The 22,347-nt window shown below is 41.7% G+C and carries 18 protein-coding genes, 4 tRNA genes, 2 rRNA genes and 1 riboswitch; of the genes, 2 read left to right on the top strand and 22 right to left on the bottom strand.

Annotated elements, in window-relative coordinates; all coding sequences use genetic code 11:
• Positions 1–125: 125 nt before the first annotated feature.
• The 12 genes from ACHCNF_RS12465 to tsaE all read right to left on the bottom strand — a co-directional run bounded on the left by ACHCNF_RS12465 (position 126) and on the right by tsaE (position 7,607).
• Positions 126–198: transfer RNA gene (locus ACHCNF_RS12465), tRNA-Ala, on the bottom strand.
• A gap of 24 nt (positions 199–222) precedes the next feature.
• Positions 223–296: transfer RNA gene (locus ACHCNF_RS12460), tRNA-Ile, on the bottom strand.
• A 16-nt stretch (positions 297–312) separates the two neighbouring features.
• A 5S ribosomal RNA gene (gene rrf, locus ACHCNF_RS12455) occupies positions 313–430 on the bottom strand.
• Positions 431–493: 63 nt separating this feature from the next.
• Positions 494–2,038: ribosomal RNA gene (locus ACHCNF_RS12450) — 16S ribosomal RNA — on the bottom strand.
• A 185-nt stretch (positions 2,039–2,223) separates the two neighbouring features.
• Positions 2,224–2,312 (bottom strand) — tRNA-Ser (locus ACHCNF_RS12445).
• 37 nt (positions 2,313–2,349) lie between these two features.
• Positions 2,350–2,435, bottom strand: a tRNA-Ser gene (locus tag ACHCNF_RS12440).
• Between the two features lie 85 nt (positions 2,436–2,520).
• Positions 2,521–3,240, bottom strand: coding sequence for a 2-C-methyl-D-erythritol 4-phosphate cytidylyltransferase (gene ispD, locus ACHCNF_RS12435; RefSeq protein WP_408070110.1), 720 nt, complete (start codon positions 3,238–3,240; stop codon positions 2,521–2,523).
• Between the two features lies 1 nt (position 3,241).
• Positions 3,242–4,327, bottom strand: coding sequence for a tRNA (adenosine(37)-N6)-threonylcarbamoyltransferase complex transferase subunit TsaD (gene tsaD, locus ACHCNF_RS12430; RefSeq protein ID WP_408072236.1), 1,086 nt, complete (start codon positions 4,325–4,327; stop codon positions 3,242–3,244).
• A gap of 64 nt (positions 4,328–4,391) precedes the next feature.
• Positions 4,392–4,982 carry a DUF6715 family protein gene (locus tag ACHCNF_RS12425; protein ID WP_408070109.1) on the bottom strand — a complete coding sequence of 197 codons (591 nt, stop codon included), beginning with the start codon at positions 4,980–4,982 and terminating at the stop codon, positions 4,392–4,394.
• 22 nt (positions 4,983–5,004) lie between these two features.
• Positions 5,005–5,931, bottom strand: coding sequence for a ribonuclease Z (locus ACHCNF_RS12420; RefSeq protein WP_408070108.1), 927 nt, complete (start codon positions 5,929–5,931; stop codon positions 5,005–5,007).
• A complete protein-coding gene (gene tsaB / locus ACHCNF_RS12415) occupies positions 5,924–7,165 on the bottom strand; it encodes a tRNA (adenosine(37)-N6)-threonylcarbamoyltransferase complex dimerization subunit type 1 TsaB (RefSeq protein WP_408070107.1) in 1,242 nt (413 codons plus the stop codon). The genes ACHCNF_RS12420 and tsaB overlap by 8 nt, the downstream gene beginning before the upstream one ends.
• Before the next feature lies 1 nt (position 7,166).
• Entirely contained in the window at positions 7,167–7,607 is a 441-nt protein-coding gene (gene tsaE / locus ACHCNF_RS12410; protein ID WP_408070106.1) for a tRNA (adenosine(37)-N6)-threonylcarbamoyltransferase complex ATPase subunit type 1 TsaE, read from the bottom strand.
• A gap of 93 nt (positions 7,608–7,700) precedes the next feature.
• A riboswitch (FMN riboswitch) is annotated at positions 7,701–7,829 on the top strand.
• A gap of 112 nt (positions 7,830–7,941) precedes the next feature.
• Between tsaE and ACHCNF_RS12405 the strand changes: the two genes are divergently transcribed.
• Together ACHCNF_RS12405 and ACHCNF_RS12400 are read left to right on the top strand one after the other, a co-directional pair.
• Entirely contained in the window at positions 7,942–8,709 is a 768-nt protein-coding gene (locus ACHCNF_RS12405; RefSeq protein WP_408070105.1) for an ECF transporter S component, read from the top strand.
• A gap of 136 nt (positions 8,710–8,845) precedes the next feature.
• A complete protein-coding gene (locus tag ACHCNF_RS12400; RefSeq protein ID WP_408070104.1) occupies positions 8,846–9,922 on the top strand; it encodes an HD-GYP domain-containing protein in 1,077 nt (358 codons plus the stop codon).
• A gap of 57 nt (positions 9,923–9,979) precedes the next feature.
• Here ACHCNF_RS12400 and ACHCNF_RS12395 read toward each other — a convergent pair whose 3' ends face one another.
• The 10 genes from ACHCNF_RS12395 to ACHCNF_RS12350 all read right to left on the bottom strand — a co-directional run bounded on the left by ACHCNF_RS12395 (position 9,980) and on the right by ACHCNF_RS12350 (position 22,309).
• On the bottom strand, positions 9,980–11,272 hold the full coding sequence (locus ACHCNF_RS12395; protein ID WP_408070103.1) for a UDP-N-acetylglucosamine 1-carboxyvinyltransferase: 1,293 nt from the start codon (positions 11,270–11,272) through the stop codon (positions 9,980–9,982).
• 125 nt (positions 11,273–11,397) lie between these two features.
• Positions 11,398–12,888: a LysM peptidoglycan-binding domain-containing M23 family metallopeptidase gene (locus ACHCNF_RS12390; protein WP_408070102.1), complete on the bottom strand. Its 1,491-nt coding sequence runs from the start codon at positions 12,886–12,888 to the stop codon at positions 11,398–11,400.
• Positions 12,889–12,974: 86 nt separating this feature from the next.
• Positions 12,975–13,550, bottom strand: a complete 576-nt coding sequence (locus ACHCNF_RS12385; RefSeq protein ID WP_408070101.1) for a hypothetical protein — start codon at positions 13,548–13,550, stop codon at positions 12,975–12,977.
• Between the two features lie 319 nt (positions 13,551–13,869).
• Entirely contained in the window at positions 13,870–14,508 is a 639-nt protein-coding gene (locus ACHCNF_RS12380; protein ID WP_408070100.1) for a GTP pyrophosphokinase, read from the bottom strand.
• Between the two features lie 21 nt (positions 14,509–14,529).
• Positions 14,530–15,459, bottom strand: a complete 930-nt coding sequence (locus tag ACHCNF_RS12375) for a glycosyltransferase family 2 protein (RefSeq protein WP_408070099.1) — start codon at positions 15,457–15,459, stop codon at positions 14,530–14,532.
• 61 nt (positions 15,460–15,520) lie between these two features.
• The gene (locus tag ACHCNF_RS12370) at positions 15,521–16,612 is read right to left on the bottom strand and encodes an LCP family protein (RefSeq protein ID WP_408070098.1); all 1,092 of its coding nucleotides are present in this window, start codon (positions 16,610–16,612) and stop codon (positions 15,521–15,523) included.
• 79 nt (positions 16,613–16,691) lie between these two features.
• A complete protein-coding gene (locus ACHCNF_RS12365; protein WP_408070097.1) occupies positions 16,692–18,095 on the bottom strand; it encodes an undecaprenyl-phosphate glucose phosphotransferase in 1,404 nt (467 codons plus the stop codon).
• Positions 18,096–18,122: 27 nt separating this feature from the next.
• Complete coding sequence (locus tag ACHCNF_RS12360) at positions 18,123–19,106, bottom strand: glycosyltransferase family 2 protein (protein WP_408070096.1); 984 nt, start codon at positions 19,104–19,106, stop codon at positions 18,123–18,125.
• Between the two features lie 19 nt (positions 19,107–19,125).
• Positions 19,126–20,538 (bottom strand): glycosyltransferase family 2 protein, encoded by a 1,413-nt coding sequence (locus ACHCNF_RS12355; protein ID WP_408070095.1) that lies wholly within the window; start codon positions 20,536–20,538, stop codon positions 19,126–19,128.
• Between the two features lie 31 nt (positions 20,539–20,569).
• The gene (locus ACHCNF_RS12350) at positions 20,570–22,309 is read right to left on the bottom strand and encodes a phospho-sugar mutase (RefSeq protein ID WP_408070094.1); all 1,740 of its coding nucleotides are present in this window, start codon (positions 22,307–22,309) and stop codon (positions 20,570–20,572) included.
• Positions 22,310–22,347 lie beyond the last annotated feature (38 nt).

Genomic DNA, 22,347 nt, shown 5'->3' with positions numbered 1-22,347 from the left:
GTTTTCTGGATCTCGAATCTTGCTTTCGCAGATTCGTTCGATGTCTTTTAATCGGATTCTCTGATTAAAATGTTTTCTTCAGTATTCGGTTTTCAAGGTACGGATTTCAGTCATTTCTGACTGAGTGGAGATGGTGAGATTCGAACTCATGACCCCCTGCTTGCAAGGCAGGTGCTCTCCCAACTGAGCTACACCCCCAGTCTACCTAATGTTATTAGGTAATGGGCTTAAGTGGACTCGAACCACCGACCTCACGCTTATCAGGCGTGCGCTCTAACCGGCTGAGCTATAAGCCCTTTTATTCTTTTTTAAATCCGGCAGCCACCTATCCTCCCATACCGTCTCCAGTATAGTACTTTCGGCCGCTCTGGTCTTAACCGTCGTGTTCGGGATGGGTACGGGTGTTTCCCCAGAACGCATCGCCACCGGAATCTTCTTGCTGCACCTGGCAACAAAACAGTAATGCAACTCCCTACTTCTTCCTCTTCCTTAGAAAGGAGGTGATCCAGCCGCAGGTTCTCCTACGGCTACCTTGTTACGACTTCACCCCAGTCATCCGACCTGCCTTCGACGGCTCCTTCCTTGCGGTTAGGTCACCGGCTTCGGGCATTTCCGACTCCCATGGTGTGACGGGCGGTGTGTACAAGACCCGGGAACGTATTCACCGCAGCATGCTGATCTGCGATTACTAGCGATTCCAGCTTCGTGCAGGCGGGTTGCAGCCTACAGTCCGAACTGGGTCGTTATTTTTGGGATTTGCTCCCCCTCGCGGGCTCGCTTCCCTCTGTTACGACATTGTAGCACGTGTGTCGCCCAGATCATAAGGGGCATGATGATTTGACGTCATCCCCACCTTCCTCCAGGTTATCCCTGGCAGTCTCCATAGAGTTCCCATCTTACTGCTGGCTACTATGGACAAGGGTTGCGCTCGTTGCGGGACTTAACCCAACATCTCACGACACGAGCTGACGACAACCATGCACCACCTGTCTCAAATGTCCCGAAGGCCTACAGGCATTACCCTGTATTCATCTGGATCTCAAGATCTGGTAAGGTTCTTCGCGTTGCTTCGAATTAAACCACATGCTCCACCGCTTGTGCGGGTCCCCGTCAATTCCTTTGAGTTTCATTCTTGCGAACGTACTCCCCAGGTGGAATACTTAATGCGTTTGCGTCGGCACTGAAGGACTGTGTCCCCCAACACCTAGTATTCATCGTTTACCGCGTGGACTACCAGGGTATCTAATCCTGTTTGCTCCCCACGCCTTCGAGCCTCAACGTCAGTTGCTGTCCAGTAAGCCGCCTTCGCCACCGATGTTCCTCCTAATATCTACGCATTTCACCGCTACACTAGGAATTCCGCTTACCTCTCCAGTACTCTAGTTACACAGTTTCCAAAGCAAGCCCACAGTTGAGCCGTGGGGTTTCACTTCAGACTTGCATAACCGTCTGCGCTCCCTTTACACCCAGTAAATCCGGATAACGCTTGCCCCCTACGTATTACCGCGGCTGCTGGCACGTAGTTAGCCGGGGCTTCTTAGTCAGGTACCGTCATCTCCCTTGCGGGTCTTTCTTCCCTGCTGATAGAGCTTTACATACCGAAATACTTCTTCACTCACGCGGCGTCGCTGCATCAGGCTTTCGCCCATTGTGCAATATCCCCCACTGCTGCCTCCCGTAGGAGTTTGGGCCGTGTCTCAGTCCCAATGTGGCCGTCCGACCTCTCAGTCCGGCTACAGATCGTTGCTTTGGTAGGCCGTTACCCCACCAACTGGCTAATCTGACGCGGGCCCATCTCGTACCACCGGAGTTTTTCACACTGTACCATGCGGTACCGTGCGCTTATGCGGTATTAACAGTCGTTTCCAACTGTTATCCCCCAGTACGAGGCAGGTTGCCCACGCGTTACTCACCCGTCCGCCACTAAGATTTAACAAGATTCTGCCGAAGCTTCATCAGCGTTAAATCTCCGTTCGACTTGCATGTGTTAGGCACGCCGCCAGCGTTCATCCTGAGCCAGGATCGAACTCTCACGTTTAAATGTTATCTTAAACTTTACGTTTAAGATCGTTCGTCTGACCAGAACTTAAGCTTGGCTTTTGTTCTGTCCGTTTTACCTTTAGTTAGGTTGTTTTGTTCTCTGAATATTCTTTTTTGGAATTTTCAGGGTTGCATTACTATTTCATTGTCAATGTGCTTCTCATCATAATAACTGATGAGGAACGCAGAAGGAGGGATTTGAACCCTCGCGCCGCTGTTAACGACCTGCACCCTTTCCAGGGGTGTCTCTTCAACCTCTTGAGTACTTCTGCAAAAGTGTTGACTTCATCTCTTCACTCTTAAATTGAGCGGAGCGAGAGGGATTCGAACCCTCGTGGCGTTGCCGCCAAACGGTTTTCAAGACCGCCTCGTTATGACCGCTTCGATATCGCTCCATTTAGTTTTCTTTGCTGCAGAAGCTTTTTCCTCAGCAGCGAAATTTATTATATCCATATAGAATTATAATGTCAATATAAATTTTTATATTTTTTTAAATTTTCTTTGAAGTATAGATTCAGCCATGGAAATATCCTCAGGTGTAGTAATTTTTATATTGTCATACGAACCTTCAACAAGCTTTACTTTACGCTTTCCAAGAGTCTCCATTACCATGGCATCATCTGTTATATTGATATTGTTATCAAGTAACTCCTGTTCTTTTTCTGCTAATTCTTCATATAATTCCAATATCTCAGGATAAAGGAACACTTGTGGTGTTTGAATCAGCCAGGTCTTATCTCTGTCAGGTGTTATTTGAGCAAATCCATCTTCATCAGATATTTTTATTGTGTCCTTAACCGGCATTCCGATTACACAAGCCCCATACTCTTTTACAGCTTCATAAGCTCTTGAAAGCATTTTATTATCAACAAAGGGCCTTGCACCGTCATGAATAAAGACAACTTCTGTATCAGACGCGGCAGCTTCAATACCAAGCCTTACGCTATGATACCTTGTAGTTCCGCCGGGAACTATAGCTTTTATTTTTTTATAATTCTCCGGTTCTATTATATTTTCAGTAACGTAATTTATATCGTCAGCAGGAAGAACAAGGATTATGTCATCGATAAAACTTTTTTCAAAAGCATCAATTGCATACAGAAGTAACGGCCTACCATTTATTTCCATATATTGCTTCTTCACATTGCTCTGCATTCTGCTGCCACTTCCGGCTGCCAAAATTATTGCTGTAGTTTTCATATTATGCTCTTCCGTGATATTTTCTTTCTCTGTTTCCAAGCGGCAGATTTGGTACTGCATTTAAATCCATTCCACTACGGACACCTTTTAGATATTCATAATAGCCTGCAGAACCGATCATCGCTGCATTATCTGTACATAAAACAGGAGAGGGTCTGTAGAATGTATAACCTCTTTTTTTGCACTCCTGTTCCAATCTCTCTCTGAGTGCGGTATTTGATGCAACTCCGCCGGCTATAGCAATCTTGTTGCATCCATATTCTTCAGCTGCTTCCATCGTATGTTCCGTAAGTACATCAACAACAGCTTTTTGGAAGGATGCCGCAACATCATTTTTGTTGACTTCTTCTCCCTTCATTTCAGCCTGATTAAGGTAGTTTAAAACAGCTGACTTTAATCCACTGAAGCTAAAATCGTAGGATTTCTCTGTAGTTTTAGCTCTGGGAAATATTATCGCATCAGGGTTACCCTGTTTTGCAGCTGCGTCTATCTTGGGTCCTCCGGGGTATCCCAATCCTATTGCTCTTGCCACTTTATCAAAGGCTTCTCCTGCAGCGTCATCTCGAGTCTGCCCTATTATGTCATATTCTCCGTAGTCCTTTACATAAACAAGATGGGAGTGTCCCCCTGATGCTACAAGGCACATAAAAGGTGGCTCTAATTTTTTATCCTCAATATAATTAGCACATATATGTCCTTCTATATGATGAACACCAACAAGCGGTTTTCCTGTGACAAAACTAAGAGCCTTAGCCTCAGACACACCAACCAGCAAAGCTCCAACCAGTCCCGGTCCGTAGGTTACTGCTATAGCATCAATATCATCAAGTTTAAGACCGGCTTCATTTAGGGCCGCTCTGACACAGCCATTTATTTTTTCTACATGTTTTCTGGATGCAATTTCAGGAACTACTCCTCCATAGATTGTATGGAGTGCTATCTGAGAAGATATAATATTAGACAATACCTCTCTTCCATTCCTTACGACTGCTGCCGCGGTTTCATCGCAGCTGCTCTCTATTGCCAGAATGGTAATATCCTTGTCTGAGGAGGTCCTTGTTTTTTCATCCTCGTTTTTAATTGACATAAAGATTACGCCGTCCTCTTCAGTACGGCGCTCTATCTTTTCAACATCCTTCTTTTCCATAGCTTTACTCTTTCGTTTCTTTATCTTCTGTGGCAGTCCATCCCATTATTTTCCATAAGCCGTCTTTGTCTTTACGAAGTACAAAGAGGTAGTTATAGGGCATTGTGTACGTGCCGTGTCTTAAGTATATCTTTGCAACAACATTGGCTATTTCTTCACCATTGTCTCTTTTTTCCTGAAGGTCGGAGGTCAGAACTTCATATTTGGGAATAGAGTAGTCGTCATTCTTTTTTTGCTCAACCTCGCTTTTAAGTCCCGTAGGCCAGCTTCTTTGAGCTGCCAAGAATTCTGCGTCAAAAATACCAGCCATTACATCTGCCATCTTATTAAACTCGTCATCCGTGTAGCTCTCTTTATACATAACCTTCATCGTTCTTGTATAAAGATCAACAACTGTTGGAGGCGTCTTGGGATAGCTTTTTGAAAGGTCAATAGTAGTTATTTTCTGAACCTCAGTAAGCTGTGTCTCCTCTGTCGTAGTATTTGTGTTACTTCCTCGTCTGGTAAAAATCAAAAAAACGCCGAGTATAACAACAGCAGCAAGAACCATCAGTATGATAGACCTTATGATACCGTTCTTTGTTGACTCGTTCATTATTCCTCCTTTTCACCAAACCCTAAGCTTCATCTTCAAATCTTAAGGTAATTGCCCTTCCATCCTTTGCAGCAATTGTATTACCAAATATTTCTTTTGCCTTTGGCAGATATTCCTTTGGATTTACAAGAGACGGGCTGTAGTGTGTAAGCCACATTTCTTTAACTCCTGCTTTTTTAGCCATTTCAGCAGCCTCATATATGGTCATGTGTCTGTTTTCTCTGGCTTTCTGAAGCTTCTCTGGCTCTCCATACATGCCTTCACATATGAAAAGATCCGACTTTTCTGCGTTTTTCACAATTCCTTCCGTAGGTCTGGAATCAGTAACATATGTAAGATGTATTCCCTTTCTGTCCTCACCGAGTACCATGTCAGGAGTATATGTCCTGCCATCCTCTGTATGAATGATTTCACCTTTTTGTAAAGGATTCCAGTATTTCTGCTCTATTCCATTAGCCTTGGCAGCTTCAACATTGAATTTTCCTTTCCTGTCGAGCTCCATAGAATAGCCATAGCATAAAATATTATGATTTACTTTAAATGCCTTTATTCTGAACTCGGGCATCCCGGGAAGCAGCAACTCGTCCTCATCACCGTTTATTTCATGATACTCAATAGGGAAAGGGAGCTCCGGCGCAATTGTTCTTAAAGCTTTTACAACTCTTTCAAGTCCTTTAGGCCCAACCATAAGAAGCGGCTCTGTTCTCTCAGCATTTCCCATTGTGAGAAGCATACCGGGCAGGCCTGAAATATGATCCGCGTGGTAATGTGTAAAACAGATCATATCAATTGGTTTGGGGCTCCATCCCTTCTTCTTAAGAGCAATCTGCGTACCTTCGCCACAATCTATCAAAATACTTTTTCCGTTATATCGCACCATTAGTGCTGTAAGATATCTGTTAGGAAGCGGCATCATGCCGCCCGTTCCAAGTAGACATACATCAATCATTCGTCTTATTTCTCTTCCAATATATTATTGCATCTTCCTTAGGATTATCATAGAATCCGGGTCTTGTCCCCTCATTTACAAATCCAAGCTTCTCATATAGTCCTCTGGCAGGTGCATTTTGGGCCCTGACTTCAAGAGTAAAATCGGAGCATCCTATCGCCTTACCTCGAAGGAGAAGTTTTTCAAGCATGTCATATGCAATCCCTTTGCCTCTGTTATCTGCAGCTACAGAGACATTTGTTATCTCTCCTTCACCTGAAATATTGCGAACACCACATAACCCTACTATATTTCCACCCTTTTCAGCAACGAGATACACAGTATCATCCAATATGCTGGCTTCAAGCAGTTGTTTTTCAGTCCAAGCCTCATTAAGCAGGCATGCCGCCTCAAGCTCTGCAGCAGCAGTTATGTCCTCTGCTTTCAAATCTCTTATATATATGGATTCTCCTGCTTTCTTTCTGTCATTCTTTTTCTCTGAATTGCCTTGATTCCTTCCCTCTGCTTTTTTCTCAGCAGCTTCACGTTCAGCCTGTGAAACTCTTAAGTACTCAGGTGAAAAGTTGTCTGCAAAAACAGTTTTTCCTTCCCTGAAATAAATCTGAGCAAGAGAGGCAAGAGCAGAAGCTCTCTGTCTGTTCATATGTGCCGGAGCAACTACGTAATTTACCTTTAACAGTTTATCAAGTTTATCTCTGTAGACAGGAATACCATCTCCTAAAAGTACTACCGTCTTTCCGATTTTGTTAAGCTCTTCAGCAATGTCTTCAACTGACATAGCAGACTGAGACATTATTGTCTTCATTGAATAGTATGTTTCGAACTGGTTTTCATTTTCCTTCTCGGGAACAAAAGTGTAAATTCCTGTATATACCTGACTTCTTCTGGCATCCATCATAGGGCATATGATGTTCTCACTGCCATAAAACTGATAAGCCATAGCATCAAGCGTCGGAACCGCAACCATCGGTTTGTCCATAGCAAGGCACAGGCCCTTAGCTGTAGCACATCCTATGCGAAGTCCGGTAAATGAGCCCGGACCTGCTGAAACAGCTACCGCGTCGATAGTATTAAGGTCAAGTGATATTTTCTTCTTTATTTCCTCCATCATAGGAAGAAGCAATTCTGAATGTGTGATTTTATGCTGTATGGAAAACTCGGAAAGAAGCCTGTCGTCCTCCATAACGGCGACACTGCATACAAGCCCTGAGGTATCAAGTGCTAATATCTTCATATTATCTGTTATCTATCGTCCTTAAAGTTATCCGGCGATAGTCTGTTCCTTTCTTCAGATCTTTTTCAATGCATATTTCAGTGTATTTTTCAGGTAGGATCTCTTCTATTAGATTTGCCCATTCTATGAAGCAGAGTCCCTGTCCATAGAAATAGTCCTCGTATCCAATCTCATCCATTTCGCTGACATCACCGATTCTGTATACATCAAAATGGTAAAAGGGAATTCTGCCTTCGTCATATACCTGAAGTATAGTGAAAGTGGGACTGTTGACTGGTCCCTTTATTCCCAATCCTGCTGCCACGCCCTGTGTCAGCACTGTTTTTCCCACACCAAGATCCCCAATCAGTGTATAAACTGATCCGGGTGCTGCGCTTTCGCCTATTCTTTTTCCGAATTCGAAAGTTTCTTCGAATGAATTTGTTTCTAAAATTGTACTCATATATTCAGAATATTCCAGCGTCTAAAAAAATGCAAGTCAGTAGCGCAAAAGGTATTGACGTAACGTATATGTGTTATATAATGTGTCTAGTAAAATAATCTTCGGGGCAGGGTGTAATTCCCTACCGGCGGTGACTGTTATCAGAAGTCCGCGAACCGCTTTGGCGGCCGATTTGGTGAGATTCCAAAACCGACAGTATAGTCTGGATGATAGAAGATGCGTTTTGTTTCTATTTCCCGAATCAGCATTTTTGTTGGTTCGTTTTTTATTTCAAAAGTAGAGTACACGTAATCTAGTCATTGTCCTCCCCCGATAATAGTCAGGAGGAAAAACCATGAACAATAATTTATTATCTTCCATCGCGGAGAACACTCTTCTTGTAGCAGTATTTATCCTGCTAATCGTAGTTATGTTTGCAGCAGCCAAGCTTGCTGAAAAACATGTAGCCAAGATAAACCACGAGCAAAATCCCGGAATGAATACCAGAAAGATAGTAGTAATCGGTATTTTTTCTGGAATTTCAGCTGTCCTTATGCTTCTTGAAATTCCAATGCCCTTTGCTCCGAGTTTTTACAAGCTTGACCTTTCAGACCTGCCTGCAGTTATAAGCGGATTTGCCTTTGGTCCCATGACCGGTGTAATGGTTGAATTTATTAAGATTCTTTTGAATCTGGTACTTAATGGAACACAGACAGCCTTTATTGGAGAGCTCGCAAACTTTGTTGTCGGATGCAGCTATGTCCTTCCCGCTTCTATTATTTACATTTATAAGAAGAACCGTCAGATGGCATTTATCTCATGCCTTACAGCAACAATGATAATTACCCTTGTAGGAAGCTCACTCAACGCATTCTATCTTCTCCCTGCTTTTGCAAAGCTTTACGGAATGCCCCTTGACGCACTCATTGCAATGGGTACAGCTATCAATCCGGCAATCACCAATATGTTCACTTTTGTATTATTTGCAGTAGCACCTATTAACCTCTTGAAAGGTGGCACATTAAGTCTTGTTACTATCATTGTTTATAAGAAGCTGAGTCCCATTCTTAAAAATGCTACCATCTCAGCTCGCAGAAAAGAACAGGCCGGTTCTGAAGCTTGATCTAATATGGTTTTATAATTTGTTTATCTTTTTTTAATAGCAACAAAATGGCGCCTTTATTGACTTTTCCTTCGGTGAACCATAAGATTAATCTGTATCTATGTTAACCGATAACTGTCAATGAGGCGCCTTCTTTATGAAAAGGTTAATTACCAAGAAACTTGTTCCCGGCATGGTCTTGTCGGACAATGTATATGCTCATGATAATAATCAGCTCATTTTGCCTAAAGGCTGCGTCCTTGATAATCAGGCAATTACCAAGCTTTCTTTTTATTCTGTCCTGAATGTGCTTGTTGAAGATCCACCTGAGGAAATGATATCTCCTCAGGATAATAGTCGTTCTTATGCTTCAAGACTTCGTCAGACACAGGAATTCATAGAATTCAAAAAAGATTTTGAGGACTGCGCATCCAAGTTTAAGGCAGGTATAGAAGACCTCATAAATGATAAAGAGCATTTTGACATAGATGCTATTATTTCACCTATATATGCTCTTGTTCGCAAAAGCAGCAGCTCATCCAATCTGTTTGATATGCTGCATAGTCTTCGCACTTATGATGACGCAACATATGTACACTGCATAAGCGTGGCCATGATCTGTAACATTCTGGGGCAATGGCTAAAAATGAGTGACGACGATATTCTCATTCTTACAGAAGCCGGTCTTCTGCACGATATCGGAAAGCTGCTCATCCCGAATGAAATAATCACCAAGCCCTCAGGGCTAAGCTCTGATGAGTACTCTGTTGTTCAGACTCATCCGGCTCAGGGTTTTTTGATACTTACAGATTTAAACCTAAGTGATCATGTCAAAAATGCCGCTCTGATGCACCATGAACGCTGTGATGGAACCGGTTACCCCGCTCACCTCAAGGGGCCTCAGATAGATTTCTTTGCAAAATGTGTATCCATAGCCGATGTATATGATGCCATGACATCCGCCAGAGTATACAGGGATCCTCTGTGCCCGTTCATAGCCATTGAGATGTTTGAATCTGAAGGATTACAAAAATACGACACTAATGCAATAATGACTTTCCTGCAGAATATTGTTAATACTTATCTTCTCAACCGTGTTCGCTTAAATGATGGTCGAGAAGGCGAGATTATCTTTATAAATCGCGATCATCTCTCAAGACCGACGATTAAAATTGAAAATGATTACCTTGATCTTACTCAGCATCCTGAGTTATATATCGAGGAAATACTGTAAATCAATCTGATAGTTAAAGTATTTGCATAAATAAAACGCCGCAAAATGCGGCGTTTTTTATGCAAATCTGAGTTTAAACTTCTGAAGTTCTTTTTCTGTATCAATCTTCTGTATCTGACCACCAAGTTCGCGAAGCTTGGCATCAAAGTCTTCATAGCCTCGCTCAATATATCTGATATCCTCTACAGTAGTAAAGCCCTCAGCTGTAAGTCCTGCTATAACAAGCGCAGCTCCTGCACGCAAATCCGGAGCAGCAACCTCTGCACCTGTATACTGGTCTACACCTTCTATAATTGCTGTACTACCCTCCACTTTGATGTTGGCACCCATTCTGGTGAGTTCGTCAACGTATTTAAATCTGTTCTCAAAAAGCGACTCTGTAACGAGACTAATACCACTCGCCAGTCCAAGGACAACCGTTATCTGGGGCTGCATATCTGTAGGATATCCCGGGTACGGAAGCGTCTTAACATGAACACTCTTGGTACGCTTAGTTGCTACAACTCGCACTGCATCGTCAGACTCTATAACCTGGCATCCCATCTCAATCAATTTAGCGCTTATGGACTCCAAATGCTTGGGAATAACATTCTTAATAGTAACGTCGCCCTTAGTAGCTGCCGCAGCCATCATAAATGTTCCGGCCTCTATCTGGTCAGGAATTATTGTATACTCTGTTCCATGGAGCCTCTCCACGCCTCTGATCCTGATAATATCTGTACCGGCACCTTTGATATCAGCTCCCATGCTATTGAGGAAGTTCGCCAAATCTACAACGTGGGGTTCCTTGGCAGCGTTCTCGATAATAGTTTTACCTTCAGCCATAGATGCAGCCATCATGATGTTGATAGTTGCTCCGACACTAGCTATATCAAGATAGATATGATTAGCCACAAGCTTTTCGGCATGGGCATTTATCATACCATGTTCAATCGCTACATTAGCTCCAAGAGCAGTAAAACCTTTAATATGCTGGTCAATAGGCCTTAAGCCTATATTGCATCCACCCGGTAATACAACCTGTGCATTGTTGTATTTGCCAAGAAATGCGCCAAGCATATAGTATGATGCTCTGATTTTCTTGATAAATTCGTTCTCAATTTTATAAGAGCTTACCTGAGAAGCGTTGATGGTAACCGAATGGCGTCCTGTTCTCTTAATCATAACGCCAATACTTTCCATCGCCTGAAGCATTACATTTGTGTCCGCCTCATCAGGCATATTATCAATATATACAGTCTCATCGGTCATTGAAGCTGCTGCAAGAATAGCAAGGGCAGCATTCTTCGCTCCACCGATCTCAACCTCTCCTACAAGTGGTGTTCCACCTTTAATCACATATTTTTCCATAATCTTCCAATATTCACACCTTTGTGAATTAACAAGTAGATAAACTTTTCTCCCCAAAAAACTATAACGGCTTCTGTTATACCACAAATTAACCGATTTGTAAAATCGCTCTCGTTATTTCAGTATTAATTCAGATAACTGAGCGGATTAACCTGAGATCCGTTTATAAGTATCTCAAAATGCAGATGCGCACCTGTACTTACACCTGTGTTACCACTAAGTGCTATCTTCTGCCCCTGAGAAACAGATTGTCCCGGTTTAACAAGAATCTTGGACAAATGTCCATATCTTGTCTCTCTTCCGTCAGAGTGGCTTATATAAACAACATAACCATAACCTCTGCCCCAACCTGCTCTTGTAACAACGCCTGCATTGGATGCCATTACAGCAGTTCCAACCGGTGTAGCCCAGTCTATACCTTTATGGAACGTACTTGCTCCTTTGGTAGGTGCACTTCTTCTTCCAAATCCTGAGGACAATCTTCCTCCGGAAATAGGCTTGATATATGTAGGCGGAACCAAAGTACCTCTTTCAACAATTTTGGGCACTGCCTCATATGTAACCTCTTCCTTCTGAATATCCCTTCCGGTCTCGCTACTGTTAACATATGAGACTTTTGCCACAACCTTTCTATGGCCTGCGGACGGTTCCTGGATAACTTCCTGTCTTGTCGTGTACCAGGAGTCATTATCTTTATATATTATATCAGCTTCATAGTCCTCTTCATAATATTGCTGAGTCGTATATACAACAGAAAGCTCCGGCTCGGGAACGGTAACTATAATCTCATCGCCGGCTCTTATAGTTGAATTCTCATTTTCTATGGTCTCATTCATAGCAATGAGTTGATCGAGCGGAAGTCCGAAGTCTTCAGCTATGGTACCAAGTGTATCTCCGGATTTGATCTCGTATATCTGGTTTGTCTCCTGGTCTTTGGTCACTTCATCTATCGCAGTTGCAATATCTGAAATCTCGGAAGCCGGTAAATAACTCTCAACTACTTCAACCTTGTCGCCAAAATCAATTGACTGTAGTCCAAGCTCATAATCTTCAAAATTCTTTTCTTCAATAAGCGGTTTTATCTCTTTGAAAACATCGGAAATCGCCTGATCAATTCCGGCCTCCGGGAGCTTTATTTCATCATCCTTTCCTACATCCTCAACCGACATCACCTGAGAAGTAAGCACATTGACCTCTCTTGTCGGATCAGTCACAAGATCGACCTTGTACTTATGGTCTGTGTCATATCTTCCAAGTGCTTCTCCTAGTAAAGTAAATACATCATCCTTGCTGGACAAGTTCACGGAATACTTCTTAATCTTAACAGTATATGAACGCTCCAAAGTTGAAGAAAGATTTTCGTTTAAAACCTTGAGCATGTTCTCCCTTACGGTTTTTTTTGAATCAACCTTCCCAAACAGGACTTCTTTTCCCTCCAGGGACAAATCCGCTTTGGCAAGCACAAGCTCTTCACTTCCGGATGCCAGTTTTTTTCTCGCATCCCTCAGGCATTTCTCAGCTGCCTGCTTCGAAGCAAGGGTACCTACTTCAACACCGTTTAGAGACACTTTATATATATTATCGCCTGTATTTATATATGGAGAAAAAACAGGCAATATAAAAATTATCCACATAGAAGAAGCGAGTATGGTGCCTTTGATGAAACCAATTCGCGCTTTCTTATGACCAAAAAATTTCATTCTTAAACCAAACCTATAATTCTCAAAACCATTAATACCAAATCTGCTGCAGCTATGATTAATATCAGAATTGATAGCGGCATAATACCACGATTTTTAGCCCTGTTGGCTCTCTGCATTGAATCGAGCTGCCTGACAAGTACCGTAAACTCGCTTCTTATAGCTTCCATCTGCTTATTGAGATCCTGCTTTATTTCATCAAGCTGTTTCTTCTGTTCATCAATTACAGATGCCTGCACATTTCTATATATGCGAACACCCACATCGTGTGTCGCTTCGTCACTCTTATTTATTCTGTCACTTAAATTATCTCTAAGCTCTCTGATAGCTTTATCCAGTTCCTGGGCGCTTACCTCAGACTCAGCCTTATCGGCTTTCAGATCCTTTAACACATCTTCGATATCATTAAGTCTGCCTTCCATTGTCTTGGCATTTTGACGAAGCACATTCATTTCTTCCTCATACTGCCTGTTCTGGTTTTCAAGCTGCTCTCTATGCGCTGCCTCAGCTGCTGTATTGGCCTTGATCATCTCTTGAGCGCTTAACTTACCTGTAAATTTACCCATTAAGTTTTCCATAGCCCCTCCCATCAATGAGCTCAACTTGCTAATTAGTATTTTTTTATTTTGCAGTCAAATACTAGATTACATCATTTATGCAGTTCGTACAATAAAACCTTTGATTCATTATCATATTTGTGTATATTAACCACTAGTTTAAATTTTGTTAATATTTTGTTCATATTCTATTGTTATAATTAAACAGAACCAAAGAAAAAAGGTTCATTTGCGAAGCTCTAACAGTAGCTCCGAAAGATAGATAAATTTTTTCATAATAGCCCGGGTGCCGAGAGGTGCCTGGGCACTCCTCATTAATGGGGCTTCCACAGAAATACCTTTATTCATTCTGTGGAGTGATCGCCTGAATTTCCTCATTAAGAGACAACATTCTGTCATCAAGTTCAGCCACCATTCGGGCGCACTCAAATAACTGAGCCTTGATATTAGCAGGTGCCTTTGTTTCAAATTTATATTGTATCTTATGCTCAAGACTTGCCCAAAAGTCCATGGCAACGGTACGTATCTGTACTTCAACCTTTACTTCCGCCGTATGATCAGACAGATATACAGGTACTGCCACTATCATATGGTAGCTACGATAGCCACTTGTCTTAGGATTCATTATGTAATCCTTTATAGTCAGGACTTTAATATCCTTCTGATTGCTTATCATGTCTGCAATTCTGTATATATCCGAAGTAAATGAGCATATAATCCTTATTCCGGCTATGTCATTTATATATTTCATCATATTTACCAAAGTTGACTCATAGCCGTGACGCCTAAGCTTTTTTACAATGCTCTCAGGTGTCTTGATTCTTGATTTTATATGCTCTATCGGATTATATCTATGAACTTCCTGAAATTCATCATTCAGTATCTCAATTTTTGTATTTATCTGCTTCAAAGCAGAATTATATAATAGGCTGACTTCTTCCCAGCTTTTTATATCACCATCCGAAAATCTGGACTCCATAATGATCCCCCTAGAAAATGTTTATTTTTCCCAATATGCTTTATTTAAGGAGCACGCCTTAACAAGGCCTTTGGGAAGTCTCTTATACCTTCTGCCCATTCTGTATCCGACAAATCTAAACCCACACATGACAATGTAATGTGGAATAAGATATGCTTTCCCAATGTGTCTGAAGTGACTGATGGTATCTTTAACCATTCGTTTACCTTCTGTCTCAGACTTAATCCCAGAAAAAATCTCCGGATGATCCGTCTGGGATACCCCAAGGTCAAAGTTCCTGTGGAACTGCTGAGCACATGAATAATTGTGTGAATGAATCACACCGGCATCGGGCACATAGCATATAGCATATCCTTTGTACATCGCATTTCCGGCATATACCATGTCCTCATTAAAAATGGCCCTGTGCAAAAAACCGCCAATTTTATCAAAAACATCTCTTCTATACATCGCGCAGACATTGGAGCAGAAAAAAGTCTTAACCCCAAGCCTCGGAAGATCCTTAATGGTCTTTTTCATGGGTTCATTGGGATAATTAAACTTTCTTGAATAACGCTCTGCCAAATTGCAATCAGACTTAGGATATTGCCTTGCATACGCTGCTGCAACCTGAGGATCTTCAAGTGCCTGCACAAGATTGGAAATAAGCTGGTTATCTCTTGGAACTGCATCCTGTGTGATCATCAAAAAGCAATCCGCATTAGACAGACTCACGCCCAGATTCCTGGTCTCGCCGTGATCAAACTCTTTTTTTGAAATGTGATGGACAATAATATTGTCATATTTATTTATTGTGTCCATCGCATCTTTCTTTTCAACAAGATAATGCTTTTCTGTATTAATTATAATGATTTTCTCCGGTCTGTAAGCCTGTTTCTCCAACTCATCTATCAGCATGGAGAGTTCAGGTCCCGGTCTATATGTTGGTATTATTACGTCTACTGTATACATCTTATTTTCCTATATGATAAAAACAGCCCCGGCTGATACCGGGGCTAAGTGTCAAAACCAATTACCTGTCAATATACTCATCCGTATCAGCAGCAATCTTCTGACTATACTTTTCTACACTGGAAGATACCTGATAGTCCGTATCCTCAAACAAGAACTCATGAAGCCACTTTACATTAGAAGCAAGGTCAACAGGAATTACGCAGCTTCCTTTCTTACCAACTGTTCCGGTGGCTCTCATCTCAGCCATCGGGAAACCGTCGTTAGCAACCACATTATAGTTTGTAATATTTCCCAGAAGCTTAATAATATCCTCGAGTCCAAGTGAAGTATAGGTCTCACCAAATACCTTATTGGCAACATTCTCAAGTTCTGTAAGATTTACAGTCTTAGCTTTTTCCAAAATAGCCATAAGGACTGTTCTCTGTCTCTCAGCTCTCTTGAAATCATCTCCGGCTGTATATCTGATACGACAATATGCAGTAGCCTGAAGTCCATCCAAGGTCTGCATACCTGTCTGAGTTACAGGTGTATACTTCATGCCAAGTTCTTCAGCCATTGTGGACTGATAGTTATTCAAGTGAGTGATCTCATTCTCCTCAATGTTGATATCAACTCCGCCGAGCTCATTAACAACATCTGTAAGACCACCAAAACCTATTGTAACAAAGTCTGTGATGTCCATATCCAAATTCATATTGAGCATGGAAATAGCCTGCTGGGGACCACCTGCCTTGTATGCAGCATTACATTTAGTATAAGTATCATTACTGAGGTTAAGGTATGTATCTCTATAAACTGAAACAAGCTTAATATCACCTGTTGCATTGTTGATTGACGCGATCATAATGGTATCGCTTCTGGTATTCTTATCCAGATCACCTTCACGTGAATCAACACCAAAAAGAGCTATATTGGTAAAACCGGTCATCTGCTCATTCTCTTCTACACCGGTGTTCACACTCTCAGCAATCTTCTTCTCATCAAGATTAACCTTGCCAACCTTATCAACCTTGATTCTTCCAAATAAAGTCCATACTATAAAAAGAAGTATAAGGAGAACTACAATCTCAACACCAAAAATTATAAGTGCTCTCTTCGCGTTCTTCTTCCTGCCTCTTCTGCCTGAGTTTCCACCCCTGCGATTCGACATATCATAAATCTCCTTTGATTTTTAGTTTTTCCACTGCCCTATTTTGCCACAAAAATAATAAATATACAAGCACAAGTCATTAATAGGCATTTTTGTTGATAAACCCATGAAAAACTGTTCCGATCAATATTCGGATATCAAATTCCATTGACCAGTTTTCAATATAATATATATCGTATTCGATACGTTTTCTAATGGATGTATCGCCTCTGTAGCCATTGATCTGAGCCCAACCGGTAAGTCCCGGTCTAACCTGGTGCTTTACCATATATCTGGGTATTTCCTGTCTGAATTTCTCAACAAACTGCGGTCTCTCAGGACGCGGTCCCACAAGTGACATATCCCCAATAAGAATATTAAACAGCTGAGGGAGCTCATCTATACTGTGAGATCTCATAAATCTGCCAACACCTGTAACTCTGGGGTCGTCCTTTGTGGTCCAGCATTTTTTCTCGTCATTTTCAGACTGCATCTGCATTGTTCTGAATTTATACATCATAAAGCTCTGTCCATGCAGGCCTACTCTCTCCTGCTTAAAGATTATTGGTCCGGGGCTGGACATTTTAACTGCAATTGCAGAAAGCAGCATAACAGGAGATGCTATAATAATCCCGAAAATCGATCCCACTATATCAACAATACGCTTTATAAATACGTTAAATCCATTTGTTAATGGCACATATCTTATGTTAATTACAGGAAGCCCCAGTATATCTTCCGTATAGGGATTACTCGGGAATAGGCTGGTATAATCCGGAATGAATTTGGTGTGGATACCTGATTTCTCACAGTCATCTACCAGTTCTTCCAATCTGTCATATCTGTCAAGGGGCAATGTTATGGTGATCTCATCATAATCATTGCTCTCAAGAAGCTCAGGCAGTTTTCCAATCTTGGATATTACCTTTACTCCGTGATAGGTTGTCCCAAGGGGAACCGTATCATCCAGTATTCCGCTAACCACATATCCCCATTGAGGATTATTATTAATTCTGCTGATATATCCCTCAGCGCTTCTGGAATAGCCAACCAGTAATATGTGCTTGAGATTGTGGCCTTTCCTTCTTATGTATCTTAAGAATTTCCGAAGTAAAAGCCTTGAAATACTCATCAGAAAGACATTTATTCCGGCAAACATGGCTACCATGGTTCTGGAGAAATCGTCCTGATGCAGCATATATAATACAACATAAAAGCCGATAAGTCCGATCACATTCGCCTTCAGGATATTATACAGTTCATATCTCATCCTGGTAGCACGCCTGGGCGTATAGAGATTGAGCATATTATACAGAACCATATATGCAGGCACCAAAAAATAGAGGGCAGTAAAATATGTCCCCATTGAAAGGTAGCCTCCCTCAGGATTAGAAATCGGTGACTCGAATTTCAGGTAAAAAGCCAGCATATACGAGCAGGCTACAATAGCGCCGTCCCCTACGACATGCAGCATGTTCAGATTTTTCTGATTATCCTTAATCATATCTTTATTATTCTATAACATTTTATTTTATCCAACAAGCCTGCGAATGCAGTTAAAAAGTAGCTCAAATTCAAGGCATACATAGTTTTTTAAATGGCGTCCTTCAAATCTGACCTTCTTATCACTGTTCCTTATTATCTTCTTAATTCCACCTGCAAGTCCGCTGAAATAAGCAATGCCAAGTCCTTTTTTTATAAAGTAAATTTGCTTAATGATAATCCCCATTATTATAAGGGGAAGGTTAATTAACAATTGCAAAAGGGGCATATTCTTGTATATTAAATACAGATTATTCCCTGCTGTCAGTTTTTCCTTAAATACATTGTACCTTGAGCCACTCGTCCCACTTCCTGCATGATAAACAACAGCTCCCGGTTCGTACATATTTTTATAGCCGAAAATTCTGGCTCTGTAACCCACATCAACATCTTCAAGATAACAAAAATGTGCCTCATCAAATCCGCCTATTTCCATGAGCACATCTCTTCTGTAAATAGCTGCTCCCGCACAGGCTGAAGTAATACCCGTCCTTTTATCATAGGCAGATTTACTCTTGTCTCTTCCGGGCGAAAATGCCCAGCCAAGGGCGCAGTAAAGATCACCGCTGTCATCTATATTGTGTGGCTCCTTCATTTGAAGCATCTTGGCTCCTACAGAAAAAACCTTCGCATCTCCATCAATGGAAGACAGCAATTTCTCTGTCATTCTCTCATCAGATACGGTGTCGTTGTTTAAAAGAATAACATACTCAGTCTCAGACTTTTGTATTCCTACATTTACTGCATTGGCAAATCCGGTATTTTCAGGAAGTTCGCAGATTTCCAACTCCGGATAGCGGTTCTCATGCTTTTTTTGATTATTACGCAGATTTTCTATACCACCATCTGTTGATCCGTTGTCCACTATTATAACTTTAGCCTTTAGAGTCTGTTTTCTCAGACTCATAAGACAAGGATCCAGGAATTTTGCACCGTTATAATTAGGGATTACTATCGTAACTTTATCATTCAATGTTTAATTTCCCTCTTTATCAAATCACTGTCTCATATACAGGATCCCATAAAACCTTGTAACCCAGCTGCCTAACAGCCTGACCGAATCTGATGCTCTTCTCCTTAAGTTCAGCATCAGTACCTATACTCTCTGTATTGATACTATTGCCGTCAGTTGTATCCTTATATGAAACACCAAATATTTCCTTGTAGAGTTGTTTAAGTTCAGGTCTGATTTTCATACATCTTACATCCACAGCATCGGTATCCTGCGCTAAAGCTGCAAGATGTTGCAAGCCTCCGCTAAAGCCCTTTGGAAGTCCGTTAAATCTTACCTTACCATCAGCTCTGTAATTTCCACCGGCCATAGCTCCATTTTTATCAACTATTTTTCCACCTACCACACCAATATCTTTTCGTGCGATAAAAATGTCATTCGTATAGTCGACACGGTAAAATCCCACATGTTTTAAATGGCTTACGGTGGCGTCTATACCATTTGCAAGTAAAAAATCCTCCACAGCACGCTTGCCTGCATCATAAGCATACATCTTGCTTCCCGGATTTGATGACGTGGAACTGTCGTGGCTTCTCCAATGATAAAGCACCTTGGGAATATGAACTATCTGCTTCTCATAATCCGATGTCCACATTATTCTGCCAACTGCTCTTAAAAACAAATCATAGTCCTGTGCGCCATCATACTCACTCCTGAATCTGCAGGTATGAATGACATCCGATCTGATAGTAGTAAAATGACAAATATAATTGTTTGATAAAAAGAGATCCGGGTTGAATTTCTTTTTTCTGTAGTACTCAAAAAATCTGTCGCCTTCTGCGTTGCACTTATCTTCATCAGAATAAATAAGCCTTGGATAATTTTTAATAGCTGCAATGGCAACTTCGCAAAGAGCATTAGGTGTCAGAACATCATCATGATCCAAAAGTGCCATATAATCCCCGCGGGATGCATCAAGCGCCGCATTTGTATTGGCCGCTATACCTGAATTTGACCTAAGCCGGATATGCCTTATCCTGCCATCAACTCCGGAATAGTTGTTTATTATGTCAGAAAGCGGATATAACGCTCTACCCTTGGACACAACAGGCGCTTCTGCCAGAATCAGTTCCCACTTTCCATAGGTCTGCATTTTAACAGACTCTATCATCATTTTCAGAAATTCTCTGTCAGTATTGTAACAGGGCACCAAAATGCTTATCAGCGGGAGCATCTTGGATTTATCCGCACTATTTAAAAGCGAGCGGTACCATCTTCTCTGCTTCTCCAGTTCTTCTTCAGTCGGAGGCACATAAGAATAGTTATCATTTCGCTGGTCTTTCAGTCTCTCCATTACAGCTACTGCTGCATTCCCGATGCCATTTCTTCTGGCATATGAAATTGTCTTTTTAATACTATTAATCATATTTATAACAAAAGGGCTGTCAGGCAAACTGACAGCCCTGCAAATGAATCGTTATTTGTTATTCTATTATGGCTTTTACAGCTGCAGTGAGCTCTTCCTGCTTCTTTTCAGCATCTTCAAGGCTTGTTCCCTTAACGCCCATATAGAACTTGATCTTAGGCTCTGTTCCAGAAGGACGTGCGCAGCACCATGAATCATTATCAAGAGCAAAGTAAAGAACGTTTGACTCAGGAAGTCCTGTCTTTCCTTTCTCTCCTGTCTGAGGATTAAGTGTCTCACCTGTCTTATAATCACGGAATTCCTCAACTGTCCACTGACCAAAGGTCTTAGGCGGATTGTTTCTGAGCTTATCCATAAGAGCGGCAATCTCCTTAGCACCCTCCATTCCCTTCATGGTAATTGAATACTGACCTTCCTTGTAATAGCCATAGTCCTCGTACATATCAACCATAGCATCCCAAAGTGTCATGTTGTTCTTCTTGCAAAATGCTGCAACTTCGCAAAGCATCATAACTGCAACTATAGCATCCTTATCACGGGCATGTGTACCTGCAAGGCAGCCATAGCTCTCCTCAAGTCCAAATACGTAGTTGTATTCCTGATTGTGCTCCTCAAAGAGTCTTATCTGCTCACCAATGTACTTAAAGCCTGTAAGTACTTCAATGTAATGAAGACCATACTTCTCTGCTACTCTTCTTGCCATGTTTGTAGTAACAATAGTTGTAACAAACGCAGGTCTCTCAGGCATTGTGCCAGTAGCCTTTCTCTCACGGAGAATGTACTCGCCGATCAGCATACCTGACATATTTCCTGTGAAAGGAATATATTCTCCGCTCTTTGTATCCTTAGCATATACTCCAAGGCGATCAGCATCGGGATCTGTTGCAAGAACAATATCCGCATCCTTTTCCTTGGCAAGTTCAAGAGCAAGCTTAAATGCCTTGGGATCCTCAGGATTAGGATAATCCAATGTTGTAAATTCAGGATCCGGAAGCTCCTGCTCAGGAACGATATAAACGTTCTTAAATCCAAGCTCTGCAAGAACTCTCTTTACAGGAACAAGACCTGTTCCATGGAAAGGAGTATAAACAATTGTAAGCTTCTCGGCCATTTCCTTGATTGCATCAAGGTGAATGATCTGCTTCTTAAGCTCTACCATGTATGCATCATCGATGTCTTTTCCAATGATCTCATAAAGACCTGCCTTCATGGCATCATCCTTAGACATTGTCTTAACATCATTATAATCAGTAATAGCCTTTACCTCTGTAATGATGCCTGTATCGTGAGGAGGTGTAACCTGTGCGCCATCCTCCCAATAAGCCTTATATCCGTTATATTCCGGGGGATTATGGCTTGCTGTGATCATAACACCTGCGATGCAGTTAAGTTTTCTTAAAGCAAATGAAAGCTCAGGTGTAGGTCTGAGTTCATCAAAAACATATGCCTTTATTCCGTTAGCGGCGAGGCATCTTGCTGTCTCATCTGCAAACTCCGGAGAAAATCTGCGGCAATCGTAAGAAATAGCCACGCCTCTCTTTGCTCCGTCAGCTCCACCATTCTTCTTAATGTAGTTAGCAAGACCCTGTGTAGCCTTGCGAACAACATATTTATTCATTCTGTTAGTTCCGGCCCCGATAACCCCACGCAATCCGCCGGTACCGAATTCAAGTTCCTGATAGAATCTATCCTGAACCTCTTCCTCATTATTGCGAATAGCTGTCAGCTCTTTCTTTGTATCCTCATCAAAGTAAGGATCATTCAACCAATATTCAAGCTGTTTTGTTGCTTCACTCATCATCTTCCTCCTTATAAGCGAGGTTAAACCTCAATCAT

It is taken from the genome of Butyrivibrio sp. NATIVEDY162, from assembly GCF_045999815.1.
GTDB lineage: Bacteria > Bacillota > Clostridia > Lachnospirales > Lachnospiraceae > Butyrivibrio.
Note: the sequence above shows the minus strand (reverse complement) of the source record. Positions and strands in the feature narration are given on the sequence as shown.

Excerpts from the sequence above, each read along its gene's own strand:
- ispD (WP_408070110.1), bottom strand. The coding sequence starts at position 3,240 with ATGAAAACTACAGCAATAATTTTGGCAGCCGGAAGTGGCAGCAGAATG.
- tsaD (WP_408072236.1), bottom strand. The coding sequence starts at position 4,327 with ATGTCAATTAAAAACGAGGATGAAAAAACAAGGACCTCCTCAGACAAG.
- ACHCNF_RS12425 (WP_408070109.1), bottom strand. The coding sequence starts at position 4,982 with ATGAACGAGTCAACAAAGAACGGTATCATAAGGTCTATCATACTGATG.
- ACHCNF_RS12420 (WP_408070108.1), bottom strand. The coding sequence starts at position 5,931 with ATGATTGATGTATGTCTACTTGGAACGGGCGGCATGATGCCGCTTCCT.
- tsaB (WP_408070107.1), bottom strand. The coding sequence starts at position 7,165 with ATGAAGATATTAGCACTTGATACCTCAGGGCTTGTATGCAGTGTCGCC.
- tsaE (WP_408070106.1), bottom strand. The coding sequence starts at position 7,607 with ATGAGTACAATTTTAGAAACAAATTCATTCGAAGAAACTTTCGAATTC.
- ACHCNF_RS12405 (WP_408070105.1), top strand. The coding sequence starts at position 7,942 with ATGAACAATAATTTATTATCTTCCATCGCGGAGAACACTCTTCTTGTA.
- ACHCNF_RS12400 (WP_408070104.1), top strand. The coding sequence starts at position 8,846 with ATGAAAAGGTTAATTACCAAGAAACTTGTTCCCGGCATGGTCTTGTCG.
- ACHCNF_RS12395 (WP_408070103.1), bottom strand. The coding sequence starts at position 11,272 with ATGGAAAAATATGTGATTAAAGGTGGAACACCACTTGTAGGAGAGGTT.
- ACHCNF_RS12385 (WP_408070101.1), bottom strand. The coding sequence starts at position 13,550 with ATGGAAAACTTAATGGGTAAATTTACAGGTAAGTTAAGCGCTCAAGAG.
- ACHCNF_RS12380 (WP_408070100.1), bottom strand. The coding sequence starts at position 14,508 with ATGGAGTCCAGATTTTCGGATGGTGATATAAAAAGCTGGGAAGAAGTC.
- ACHCNF_RS12375 (WP_408070099.1), bottom strand. The coding sequence starts at position 15,459 with ATGTATACAGTAGACGTAATAATACCAACATATAGACCGGGACCTGAA.
- ACHCNF_RS12370 (WP_408070098.1), bottom strand. The coding sequence starts at position 16,612 with ATGTCGAATCGCAGGGGTGGAAACTCAGGCAGAAGAGGCAGGAAGAAG.
- ACHCNF_RS12365 (WP_408070097.1), bottom strand. The coding sequence starts at position 18,095 with ATGATTAAGGATAATCAGAAAAATCTGAACATGCTGCATGTCGTAGGG.
- ACHCNF_RS12350 (WP_408070094.1), bottom strand. The coding sequence starts at position 22,309 with ATGAGTGAAGCAACAAAACAGCTTGAATATTGGTTGAATGATCCTTAC.